At 50.3% G+C, this 13,037-nt stretch carries 9 protein-coding genes; all 9 read right to left on the reverse strand.

The features are described from left to right. Positions 1–79: 79 nt before the first annotated feature. Positions 80–745, reverse strand: coding sequence for a response regulator transcription factor (locus JW881_16905; GenBank protein MBN1699202.1), 666 nt, complete (start codon positions 743–745; stop codon positions 80–82). Beyond that, entirely contained in the window at positions 745–2,154 is a 1,410-nt protein-coding gene (locus tag JW881_16910) for a PAS domain-containing protein (GenBank protein MBN1699203.1), read from the reverse strand. Before JW881_16910 ends, JW881_16905 begins: the two co-directional genes overlap by 1 nt. Positions 2,155–2,233: 79 nt before the next feature. Next, positions 2,234–4,318 carry a HAMP domain-containing protein gene (locus JW881_16915; GenBank protein ID MBN1699204.1) on the reverse strand — a complete coding sequence of 695 codons (2,085 nt, stop codon included), beginning with the start codon at positions 4,316–4,318 and terminating at the stop codon, positions 2,234–2,236. Positions 4,319–4,595: 277 nt separating this feature from the next. Further along, complete coding sequence (locus JW881_16920) at positions 4,596–5,249, reverse strand: response regulator transcription factor (GenBank protein ID MBN1699205.1); 654 nt, start codon at positions 5,247–5,249, stop codon at positions 4,596–4,598. Positions 5,250–5,396: 147 nt separating this feature from the next. After that, positions 5,397–6,914 carry a hypothetical protein gene (locus tag JW881_16925; protein MBN1699206.1) on the reverse strand — a complete coding sequence of 506 codons (1,518 nt, stop codon included), beginning with the start codon at positions 6,912–6,914 and terminating at the stop codon, positions 5,397–5,399. Positions 6,915–6,926: 12 nt separating this feature from the next. Beyond that, a complete protein-coding gene (locus tag JW881_16930) occupies positions 6,927–7,715 on the reverse strand; it encodes an outer membrane lipoprotein-sorting protein (GenBank protein MBN1699207.1) in 789 nt (262 codons plus the stop codon). Positions 7,716–7,766: 51 nt separating this feature from the next. Then, positions 7,767–10,421 (reverse strand): RND family transporter, encoded by a 2,655-nt coding sequence (locus tag JW881_16935; protein ID MBN1699208.1) that lies wholly within the window; start codon positions 10,419–10,421, stop codon positions 7,767–7,769. Between the two features lie 153 nt (positions 10,422–10,574). After that, a complete protein-coding gene (locus JW881_16940; protein ID MBN1699209.1) occupies positions 10,575–11,162 on the reverse strand; it encodes a TetR/AcrR family transcriptional regulator in 588 nt (195 codons plus the stop codon). A gap of 183 nt (positions 11,163–11,345) precedes the next feature. Then, a partial coding sequence (locus JW881_16945) for a methyl-accepting chemotaxis protein (GenBank protein MBN1699210.1) occupies positions 11,346–13,037 on the reverse strand: 1,692 nt, incomplete at its 5' end.

Below are 13,037 nucleotides of genomic sequence, written 5' to 3' on the forward strand. Positions count from 1 at the left end.
CATCCTAATATTAAGGATAATTGATCGTAAAACCGATTTCAAGCGGAAATAATGCGCATCCGGCCGTCCGGCTTCGCCATTACCCCGTGCAGGTGATGCAGGGGGAGGTGATCCCTTCCCTGATCGCGTATTTGACCAGTTCGGCGATACCGGCAAGCGAGAGTTTCGTCATGATCCGCCTCCGGTGCGCTTCGACCGTTTTGACGCTGATGTTGAGGTACCATGCAATCTCTTTCGGATTTTTCCCGTCAGCCAGATATTTGAGAACCTCGTATTCCCGCTCGGAAAGCGAGTGGAGGCGGCAGCCGTCTTTTTTTGCCGTTTTTCTGACATAATCGTTGATTACAATGCCGGTGATACTGCGGCTGAGATAGGTGCCGTCATGATAGACGGTTTTGATCGCTGAAGCGAGTTCCTCGAACGCGCAATCCTTGATCAGGTAGCCGGAGGCGCCGGCCGAAAGCATTTCCGTGATAAAACGGCTGTTCGAATGCATCGAAAGCGCGATGATCCTGATACCATCGTTTTCTTCGAGAATCTTCCTTGTCGCTTCGATCCCGTTCAATCCCGGCATCGTCACATCCATGATCACTATATCCGGTTTGAGCGACCGGGCGAGTTCGATTGTCTCGATACCGTCGACCGCTTCGCCCGCGATTTCGATGTCCGGAAGCTGTTCGACGAGCGACTTCAGGCCGTCCCTCATTATTTTATGATCGTCTGAGAGAAGCAGTGAAATAGCCATTATTTTTTTCCTCCCGTCAAACATGATTTTTTTGCAAAGGGTATCATGAGGTTTACTTTTGTCCCCGCCCCTTCGGCTGATTCGATATCGAGCCTGCCGCCGATATAGTTGAGCCGTTCGCGGATGTTGAACAGCCCGAATCCTTTGCACCCTGAAATGATCGTCTCGAGCCGGCCGGAATCGAATCCCTTTCCCCGATCGCAGACGGAAATGGTAACACCGTCATCGCCGCCGTGAATATCAACGGCGGCGATGTCCGTACCCGCGTGTTTGACGACATTCAAGAGCAGTTCATTGATGATTTTAAAAAGCAGGATGCTCATGTCCTCGTTCATATCGATACGGTCGATATCGGTGTAAAAATCACAGGAAAGACCGTACCTGTCGCGGTAATGATCGATCAGCCATTCAAACGCGGCGATCAGTCCGAATTCGTACAGGACGGGGGGGCTGAGTGTAAACGTTAGCGACCGTGTCGTACGTATCGTATCCTCCACCAGTGAACGGACCTCCTCGATAACGGATGAATCCGGGTGGTTTTTATGCGAGGCCTTCAGGGCGCCAAGCTTGATTTTGGCGAGCGCGAGTTTCTGGCCGATATGATCGTGCAGATTGGTGGCGATCCTCCTCCGCTCCTTTTCCTCGGCCAGGGTCAGTTCGGAAGAGATTGCCTTGAGTTTCGAACGGTAACGGGCGAGTGTTTTTTTTGTTTTCATTTTCTCCGTTATGTCACGGATATTGAAGACAAAACCCTTTACAGTACCTTCCGTATCCCAGAAGGGGGTTGCCGATGAACAACAGGTTTTCTTTTTTTTCCCTGTCGTATCTCCGATTTCGAATATCGTTTCGACACATGTGTCTCCGCCGGTTATCCTTTTGATGGGGCACCTCGCGGTATCGCAGTCGGGATTGCACAGGATTTGCGAACATCTTTTTCCGACTATGTCGGATTCCGTGCGTTCCAAAAGGCGCTTCAGCATGGCGTTTGTCTTGATTATTTTACCTTCGGGCCCGATTATTGCGATGCCGTTCACCGAATTCTGAAAAATCTGATCCATTTCCGTGCGGATGAGGGCGAGACCCTTTTCCGTTTTGATCAGTTTCTCGCTCAACATGGTGACTATGAAATAGACGAATACGAACATAAACGCCCTCAACAGGTCATTGTATATTTCAACCCCGGAGCGGACAAACAGGTGGTTGAGAACGAGAAAAAGGGAGAGAAAAAGTGCGACGATATATCCCTTTTTCCACCAGATCGCGGCAAGGATGATGGGAATATAGAAGAAATGTGTGACCACCGCCCCTTTTTTTAGAAAAATATGAAAGAAAATGGTAAGAGAAAGCGTCACGGCAAGCAATACCGTCATTACAAGTATTTTATAATGCTTTTTCTGCCGACCGAGCATAGGAAACCCCTTTTGAAAAGATACGGGAAACAATAAAAGCTCCCGTATCTTTTTAGCATAAAGACACATCTATGAAAACCTAAAATTCTTCGAAATCTTCATCGCGTTTGTCTCCTGCGGCGTTTCCGCCCATATCGATATCGACACCGTCTTTAATGTTTTTATTTTTTTTCTGTTTCGTCCTGCGGTCCTCGACAACGGTGATTCCCGTCTGTGTCTCGGCCGCGCTGTGTTCCTTTCCGCTCCCCAGATGTCCGATATTGATTTTATGTGTCGTCACCATGTTCTTTTTTCCCCCTGTATGATCCGGGAGGACATGGGCGGATTTTCTGCCGTTCCCGTTTCCGTCGGTTCTGAAGAATTCCATCGTCGCAAGCAGTTGTTCGGCCTGACCCGCGAGTTCTTCGGAAGTGGACGCCATTTCTTCGGAAGCCGAGGCGTTCTGCTGGATCACCGTATCGAGCTGCATGATTGCCTTGTTGATCTGTTCGACGCCGGAATTCTGTTCCTTGCTTGCCGCGCTGATCTCCTGAACGAGTTCCGCCGTTTTTTGAATATCGGGCACGATCCGTTTCAGCATATCGCCCGCCTTTTCGGCTATGGCGACGCTCGTCGAGGACAATTCCGAAATTTCCCCCGCCGCGATCTGACTCCGTTCGGCGAGTTTTCTCACTTCGGCCGCGACAACGGCGAACCCCTTGCCGTGTTCTCCCGCCCGAGCGGCTTCGATCGCCGCGTTCAAAGCAAGCATATTCGTCGACCTCGCGATTTCTTCAATTATTCTTATCTTTTCGGCTATTTCTTTCATTGCCAACACCGTGTCGGCAACGGATTTGCCTCCTTCTTCTGCATCCTGTGAGGCCTTGAGCGCGATTTTTTCCGTTTGGAGGGCATTATCCGCGTTCTGCCTGATATTGGCCCCCATCTGTTCCATGGAAGAAGAGACCTCCTCGGCGGCCGCGGCCTGTTCGTTCGCACCCTGCGACAATTCCTCGGAACTCGATGACAGCTGCTGGCTTCCCGAAGAGACATTATCCGCCGCCCCTTTTACCGTCATCACGATTTCATTCAGTTTGCCGACCATATTTCTGAGTGCCTCGACGAGTATCCCTATTTCATCGTTCTGGTATATGTCGATGTGCGCGGTCAGGTTACCGTCGGCGACATTTTTCGCGAAATCGACCCCTTTACGGAGCGCCTTTGTGATCGATCGTGTGATAATGACGGCGATAATAAGGCTCAATAGTATCGCGAGTCCTGTTCCGCTCCAGATAACGACATTCGACTGGGCCATTTGAGCGAGCATTTTCGCTTTCTGGTCTTCGCGGGCGTTCGTGCAGATTTCGTCCGCCGCCCTCGCCGCTTTTACCATCGCCTCGTCCGCCGCTTTCTGTTCATCTCGAAGGTCTACATAGCGGTCGAATGCCTGGCGATACGCCCTCACCGATTCGAGGACACGATCGGATAATTCTTTGTTCGATGTCTGCTGAAAACGTGATTTCAATTCCTGCGCGAGTTCCTCTATCTGGAGTGCACTCGTCTTTACCTTGTCGGCGTAGGCCGGATCATCGCGGATGATGAAATTCTTCTCCTCGCGCCTGCATTCCAGGGCCCAGATGATGAGTCTGCCCGCATCGTCTGATTTCAGGAGTTTGTCCTGTATCGCCGCCCTGTCCGCACCGGATGCGAGCAGCTTTTTGTATTCGGCCTGCTGGTCGGTCATCATCTTTTCCGCCGCGGTAATGACATTTCTCGCCTGATTGGTCATTATGGTATCCTGTTCATCGAGTCTGGTCTGTAATGACACATAATTATCGAACGCCTGTTCATAAACGGCCGTTTGGGACAGGACGTCGTCCATCTGTTTTTTATTGACCTCCTGATCGAATTTATTTTTTGTCGTTTCCGCCTGGCTAGTTATGTCCGAAACGATTTTTTTGACTTCATCAATGTAACTTTTGTCGCCGCGGATAATGAAATTTTTTTCCTGCTGTCTGGCCTGAAGCATATATTTCACCAGCCTGTTGACATCATCGCTTTTGTCGACCCTGTCCGCGACACCATTCATACCTATCCAGGCAACAATACCGACAATACCGGTAATAATGAGGACAACGGTAAAGCCGCCGCCTATTTTCAATGCCATTCTTAAATCTTTTAACATTACTTCCTCCTTGCTGATGTATTACATCTTGCCTGTCCGGGAAATAACCGGCTATGCGCATTTTTTGTTGATCAGCCGGGTGTTTCCCATCGGATACCTAGAGAATAGTAAGTAAAAATACGTATACAATTGACCAATCCCTTAATTTTATCGGAAAAATGGTAAAGATGATATAAGGTCTCTCTTGAGCGGAATAAAGGATTTTCTTTATTGGAATGATGATGTGAATCGGTATAATTGACGGAAAATAAATTAATCGCAAATAAATAAAGATGGCTCAGTTGTCAACCGAAGTTATTCCTTCCCCGATCGCGTACTTGACGAGTTCGGGAATTGAAGAAATACGTGTTTTTTCCATAATATTGCGTTTATGGGTTTCTACCGTTTTGGGGCTGAGATAAAGTATCGCCGCTATTTCCTTGGTCGATTTCCCTTCTGCAATAAGCTGAAGGACCTCGCGTTCGCGTATACTGAGTACAATCCCGGCGGTACCGGCCGTCTTTGATTTCTGCCGAACGTAATCCCTGACAACGACGTCGGTGATCGACGGGCTGAGGTACATTCTTCCTTCATATACCATGTGAACCGCGGCGATCAGTTCCTCGAATGCGCAATCCTTCAATAGATAGCCGGAAGCGCCCGCTTCGAGTATTCCGGAAATAAAGCGAGCGTGCGCGTGCATGGAGAGAGCGATTATTTTTACTTCGGGAAATCGTTCATTGATAATGCCGGTCGTGTCGATTCCGTTCAGTCCGGGCATGGTGATGTCCATGATTATAATATCCGGATTGAGTATTTCCGTTTTTCGTATCACCTCGTGCCCGTCGGACGCCTTTCCGACCACCTCTATTTCCGGTTCTTTTGCCAAAAGGGAAAGAAGACCCTCCCTCATGAGTCGGTGGTCGTCGGCGACAATGATTTTTATCCTCATCGTTATCAATAAAGTATATAACGCTATTCTTTTTTGTGCAAATTAAATACGGAATGCTGGTATTAACGCATGCGATTGAAAAACGTAAAAAAAAACCCGCCGCTCGCCCCCTTTTGGGGCAGACGGCAGGTGTTTTTGCGGGGAGAACTACAGATCGTATCCCCATACATAGTGGAGTTCGAGAAACACATTGCTTTGATCACCGAACATGCCGACGGCATCCGACGTATCGAGCCGGATGTCTCCGGAGCCGGGTTCCGAATACCATGAGAAGAAAAGATCGGCCCCGAGGGTGATCTCGAAAGAAAGCTGGGGTTTGAATATCAGCCGGGGGGAAGCGATAAGGCTGCCGTAGCGGGTTTTTTCTTCCGTGTCGTAGAAGACGGGAAGGAGGTACGCACCCCTGATCACGGGAGTAATCCTTTCGTCGAGGAAAGGAAACTCGAAATTGACCGAGAGGGTGTTGAGCAATCCCTCCGTCTCCCCCCCGATCGATTGTGTGAGGGCCCGGTAGTAATAGGTGACGGCGTAATCGGGATCCATCATCTGTAACGGATCCGGCGCGCCGCCCGGATAGTCGCTGAAAAAACCGTCGTCGTAATCGAAAATAAACCGGCCGTTGTACTGTATGTTCGCGTAAAAAAGGGCGCCGGGTCCGTAATTGAAATCGATTCCGGCCGTCCATTCCAGCCGGGGATTCCTCGTTCCGGCGTCGCTTGCATCGGGGTCGCCGGTGAGGGTGAAGCAGGTTTCGAGCCATATGCCCGCGCCCCCGATCGTCGTTTTCGCGTCGGCGCCTATGCGGTGTAACGGCTCACGTCCCAGGGTGAGGTGTTTGTCCATCGGGTTCGTGTAGGCGACGGACGGGGTGTAGTACGGGTCGTGATCGAAGAGGTAACTCAACGAAAAGTCGGCCAGCGGTGTATAGGCGGCAAGCCTGAGACCGAGCGAACCGGACCAAATATCGAGGGGCAGTTGTTCGACGGTGACTTCGTCCGCCGCGAAAAGGGCTTCCGGGACGGCGGCTTCGGCGTCGACGGGGAAAATGTCCGGGTCGTTGTGGGGAACATATACCCCTTCGATAGAAAATGCCCCCGTAACGTACCATTTAATGTAAAGGGAAAGGACGGGAATTGAAGTGGGTTCCGTCAGGTCCGTGTAATCTTTGGGATTGACGTTGTCCGTCGGATTTATTTTATCGGCGACTCCCCATCTGATAATCTGGTACCCGAGACTCAACGACAATCCTTCGGGGCCATAAAGAATATAATTTTCCAATGCCCGGATTTCAGTCGCATTATGCCAGACGCCTTCCCCGTTCAGGGAAAAAAGGATGCGCCAGTTCGAATAGAGCGACACATCCCCCTGGTGCGCCGAAAACGAGAAGAGATTTTCGAGACCCGTGGAGGTGAGCGGACCGTCGAAGACGAGGGGATCCCCGCTTACCGGCATATGAAGGGAGGCGGTATGTTCGCTTTTCAATTCGCCGGCAAAACCGCCGCCGTCGGCCGGGGCAGTTTCGTTTTCCGTCCCGATATCCTCTTCAAGATCATCGAACAGGTCCCCGAAATCATTGTCTTCAAGACACCATATCTGGGGAAGGGCCGGAATAAAAAAAGATACCGCGCAAAAAAGGACAATTGTCGTAAATAGTTTGTTTTTCACGATAGCTCCCTCCTAACGTTCGAGATTTTGTATGGTAAAAACCGAATCGGGGATCGAATGATCGACCTTGATCTCTTCCGTTTTGATCAGTGTTTTATGCCCGTTGACATTGACGACCAGGGTTTTGACCGGAATAATGAAAGCGCCCGATTTTTTTATCTCCACGATATGGATGGTTTTCACCAGGTCGCCGTTTTTGTCGTACAATTCGGACTTGCAGATCGCGAAATCGCCTTTGCTTATCCAGATCCTGCTTTTTGAATAGGGCGCGGACGAATCCTTGGGCACGGATTCGATCACCCAGCATTCCGTAGCGGCGGCCTCTCCGTCTTTCGCGAGGTTGACGGTATCCGTGGAAACAAAGGTATAGCTGCTGTCCTCGACATCCCTGTCTTCCATATCGTAGTAGGTGAGGTCGGAACCCATAAAGGTCTGGTTTTTCGAGGACGATGCGATCTTTCTCACCTTTCCCAGTTCAGGGATATAGATACGCTGGTCGTCCTCTCCGGATTTGTTGCCGATTGTCAGAAACTTCGTCCCCTTCACATCCGCCGGTAAAAGAAATTCGATAAAGGTTTTTGCCCCTGCGGGGGCTTTTTTTGTGAAGATTTTGAGTTTTCTCGTATTCGTCGTTCCGTCGGCGTCTCGAAGCGCCATATAAGCGACGCTTTCCATTTCATCCGGATTTTGCGAGGAGTACGCTTTTTTCATGATCTGATACGGATCCGGTTCGGCCGCCTGAAGCAAGGCGGTCGCGATCATAAATAATATAATGAGAGTATTTCGATATAAACCCGGCATAATAGCCTCCTTCTTGAATGATGATATATTTTTATCCGGAACAGGTATCTTTCAGGCCGAATGCAGCAGTTTCTTCTCCCGCGCTTCACGGGCGTCCGGCCCGGCCGGAATACCTTTCCCGGTGTTTTTCTCCTTTCCGTTTTTTGTGATGAATTTCGGTTTCACAGAGACGATGAGGACCGGGAGCACGGTGATGGAAAAGACCGATGAAGTGACCATCGTCAGACAGATCAGGAGGCCCAGTTCGTTGAGCGGTGAAAATGAAGAGGCGAACAGGACCGCGAACCCGGCGGCAACGCTCACCGCGTTGAAAACGATCGCCTTGCCGCTGGAAAGAAGTGTCTTTTTGACTGCGGCGATCCAGTCGCCGGTTTTTTTCATTTCGTCGGTGATGATCGAAATAAAATGGATCGCGTAGTCGATCCCGATTCCTATCGCCACGGAAGCGACTAAAGCGGTCACCGTGTCCAGGACGATTGAAAAATAACCCATGATACCGAAATTCATGAGGATGGCGGCGACGATCGGTATGAGCGAGAGTAAACCGGCGACCGGAGAGCGGAAGGTGACGGTGACGATTAAAAAGACAATGCACAGCGAGACGGCAATGCTCATGATCTGGGTGTTGATGATGAGGTCATTGACCGCCATAAGCATATCGGCGTCTCCGGCCAGTTCGACGGAATAGCCCAGGGGTTCGATGTTCGCCGCCGAATATTCCCGTATCGCGTCCTTTACGTTCTGAATGAAGGCGGGGTGGGGGTTGTTCATCTGAATGTGCATGAGGGCGCTTTCAGGATCGTCCATGTCGTCGATGAGATTGTCGAGGTTTCCCGAATACAGCAAAAGATATTTTGAAATAAGATTTCTGAGCCCGATGTTTGACGCGAGATTGTATTTTTCAGGATCGGACGGTATCTCGTTATAGGATGAGTCGCTGTTGTTGAGGACATAATTCATCCGTTTTATGAAATCGACGACACTCGAGACCTTTTTGACTTCGGGGAATTTCGTCCTGAGATAAACGGAGAGTTCATCCATCGCGGCGAGTATTTCGGGATTTTTCACGCTCCTGCGGTCCGAGGTCTTCGATTGGACACCGCCTGTTGTCATTACCGGCGTCTCTTCTCCCGGATGATTGCCGGCTTCGAAATCGGAGTCCGTAAAAAAATCCGATTCATCGAACGCGCCGGTTTCGTCCGTCCCGTCCTGACCGGATGCGGGTATTTCGTTACCGGTGATCATGACATTGAGGATGGATGTCCCGGAGAACGTCGAATTAATATAGGCGTCCGCCTTCCTGATTTCCGTTTCCTCCTTGAAAAACCGGATCAGGGGTTTCCCGACATTGATGAGGGGAATCCCCGTTGCCGAGATTATGATGACGATACCGGAGATAATGAGTATCGGTTTTTTCCTGCGGATAATGGCCGCCCCCAGCGCGGTCAATCCGTTGGCCAGCATACCGTTCCGCGGTTTACCCCCTCCGGACCTTTTGCCTGCAAGCCGTTTTCCCGAAAGGAGAAGCGATGGAATGAAAAGCAGCGAAATGACAAGCGCGGAGGCGACGCCCGCTGCGGTAAAAATGCCGAAATAGCGGATCATCGTTATTCCGCTTAACGCGAGGGCGCCGAATCCGGCTATCGTGGTAAGGCCGGCGAGCAGGACCGGTTTACCGATTTTTCGTATTGTCGCAAGGACAATATGACGGTGGGTGTCTTCACTGCCGTCTTCACGGACGGCGTCGCCCGCACCGGCGCTGAGGACTTTCTCGTCGTAATAATGGCTGATCATGTGGATGCCGTAGGCGCTTCCCACGGCGACGAGAAGGATCGGGATGGCGGTCATCATGATGGCGATCGGTATGTCGAAAAGCGCCATGATGCCGAAGGTCCAGACCACACTCAGCACGACGGTAAGCATGATAAGCAGGACGCCGGACAATCGCTTCAGGGCGAGCGCCAGTATGATAAAAAGCACGGCAAGCACAAGGGGAAACATGACGAGCAGATCCTTAGCGATACCGGTACGGATGAGGATCATCACCGTCTGGGGCCCGGCGATGCGAAGAGTGGCGGTTTCGTTTCCGTATGCCTCGGCGACGGAAGTGATCGCGTTGTATGAATCGAGCAGGTCGTCCTCGGTCACGGGTATCCATGCTGCCGGGCGGTTTATGATCTCCGACGCTTTTGTATCGGCGGCAGGCGCCGGTTTTTTGTCTTCAAACGAGATGACCAGCTGCGTGGCTGAAAAATCATCCGAATACAGAATTCCTTTATAGATATCCCATTCCAAAAGGCGGTTTTTTATCGCCTCGATATCTGCGTCCGATTCGGGAATCTTCGTTACGACCGGCGTATTGACCATGCCTTCATCCCCGTTCATGATGATCTGGGCGTTGGAAAGGGACAGGACATCCTTGACGAACCTGATACGGCCGATTTCCTCCGTCAGTTCGGAAAGGTAGGAGAGGTTGTCTCCGGCAAAGATTGTTCCGTTTTTGAACTCGACACTCAACGATACCATCTCGTTGTTTCCGAACACCTCATCCATTTTTTCCGTGGTCACCCTCGACGGATGATCTTTGGGGAGAAAGTTCCTTACGGAATTATCGATTTTCATATTCGGAAGCTGGATCGCGAATACGATCGTCACCGCGATAATCGCGAAGATTATTATTTTTGGAAAGGAAAATAACCGTGCCATAGACGACTCCTTCTGTGATAATATAGTTAGCTAACGTTAGCTAACATGTAAATAACTGTTTCTCCTCAAAACCCGGGTTGCCCCCGTCTCTTTGTTAGTGAACGATACCTAACAACCCGGTATAAATAAAAACAACCTTCACTCGCCTGAGTTTCAGGTAATAACGGATTTCAATGTCGTCCATAATCCACGCCATTCAGAACAAAGACTGAATTCGTAATTCGAGAGAATCCATCGGGTAATGAGTCCGTGAAGGGCGCCGGTGATGATTTCCGATGCACGTTCCGGTACAATATCTTTTCTCATATTGTTTTCTTTTTGTGCTTTTCGTATCATCGTGCTGTAGACGGAAATACCGAGCTCGTAAAGCGATTTCATTTCCTGCACGAGCTTTTCATTGTACTGAAATATTCCGTGAGAAAAAAAGACCGTCGTGATCGACCGGTTTTTCTCGAAGAAGTCGACCGCACCGTTCGTAATGTATTCGAGCTGTTCGAACGACGAGTCCGCGGGAATATTCATTTTTGAAAGCGATGCTTCCACGTTTTGCCCCATGTAAAAGACGAGAGAAAGCAGTATATCCTCCTTGTTTTCGAAATGGCGGTAAATTGCCGGTTCCGAAATACCGATCTTGTGGGCCAGGTTCCTGATCGAAAACTCCTGTATGCCGTTTTCCGCGATGATGGAAAGGGTGTTGTCGAGGATTTCCAGTTGACGTTCCGAAAGTTCCCTGTTTTTCATACGCAATTCCGTTAGTTATCGATCACTAACTAATATATATAATTAATCGGAAAAAATCAAGGCCTGTTATAAAATTTTTTTTCATCCGTCCCCGTCCTATTAAAAAAACCGGCGGAAAAATTTCCGCCGGTTTCATCAAGACCGATATATTGGCACTATCGGTGTTGTATTGTCATACCGATATTAAAACTCTTCGAAATCGGCATCCATCTTGTCCTTTTTCGGTTTTTTGCCCATATCGATCTCGACGCCGTCTTCGTGTTTCCGACGTTCTTCTTCCGCGATGGTGATTCCCGTTGTCTGTCGCCTGCTTGTTTTCCCCGTCGTCACGGGGGGATGCTGTTTTTGGGGATAGTGGTTGATGTGTATGTTATGGGTCTGTTTGAGATGAGGAGCATGGTAATCGCCGTCGTGGGTGATGTATTTTGATCCGTTACCGCCGTTGGTTTTAAAGAATTCCATTGACGATTGAAGTTCTTCGGCCTGGCCTGCGAGTTCTTCCGATGTGGACGCCATTTCTTCGGACGCCGAGGCGTTCTGCTGGATCACCGTATCGAGCTGCATGATCGCCTTGTTGATCTGCTCGACACCCGAGTTCTGCTCCTTGCTTGCCGCGCTTATTTCCTGAACGAGTTCGGCGGTTTTCTGGATATCCGGGACGATCCTTTTGAGCATTTCTCCCGCCTTTTCCGCGATAGAGACGCTCGATGATGATAATTCGGATATTTCTCCGGCCGCAACCTGGCTTCTTTCAGCGAGTTTTCGTACCTCGGAGGCGACGACGGCAAATCCTTTTCCGTGTTCGCCTGCCCGTGCCGCTTCGATGGCCGCGTTCAGGGCGAGCATGTTCGTCGAACGGGCTATTTCTTCGATTATCCTTATCTTTTCCGCGATATCTTTCATCGCGTTCACCGTTTCTCCGACGGCTTTGCCCCCCTCATCAGCGTCCTGAGACGCCTTGAGGGCGATCTTTTCCGTCTGCAGCGCGTTGTCCGCGTTCTGGCGGATATTCGCCCCCATTTCTTCCATGGAAGAAGAGACTTCCTCCGCCGCCGCGGCCTGTTCGTTCGCTCCCTGGGACATCTGCTCGGAACTGGATGAAAGCTCCTGGCTTCCCGAAGAAACATTGTTCGCGGCCGTCTTGACGACTCCCACGATGCCGCTGAGTTTCTCGACCATGGTTTTCATCGCCGCGTACACGCTGGCTTCGTCGTATTTTCGTCTATCGTCGAATTTGATTAATAGATCGCCTTCTGCGATCTTCATGGCCATTTCCGATACCTCGAAGGGTTCCGCGCCGAGCGGGGTGGTGATGCTCCTGCTGATGACGATGCCCAGAATGATGCCGAGAAGAAAGGTCACGATACATATGATGATCGTCCCGACAAGGGCATTCTGTTCGTCGTGTTCGGCGGTGAGCGCTGAGTCTTCCGTGAATTTCTCGACTTCGACCAGAAACTCCTCGATTTCATGGTCGAGTTCTTCCTCTTCCTTTTCGATTTCTTCCGCGTGGCGTTCGGCTTCCGGCAGGTTTCCTTCTTCAATCAGAAGAAAGACCTCGTGAACGTGGCCGTCGTAATCGGCGTGTTCCTTTTCTATTTTCTTCAGTTTCTCATCGATATCCTCGAATTTTCTCCTCGCGATATCGGTCTGTGCCTTCGCCATCGCCTCTTCGGCGATATGCTCCGCTTTTTTGATCTCTTCATCGACTTCACCTGCCAATGTATCGAACAATTCCTCCGCTTCCTTCAAATGCTCCTTCGCGTAGGCTTCGGATGCAAGCACCTCGCCGTAGCGGAGTGCGCGTTCAAGATTGACGGCCTGTTCCAGCTGATGGGCTTCGACATTGGTAATCACCTCGGTCAGCGGAATATC

Source organism: Spirochaetales bacterium, from assembly GCA_016930085.1.
GTDB lineage: Bacteria > Spirochaetota > Spirochaetia > SZUA-6 > JAFGRV01 > JAFGHO01.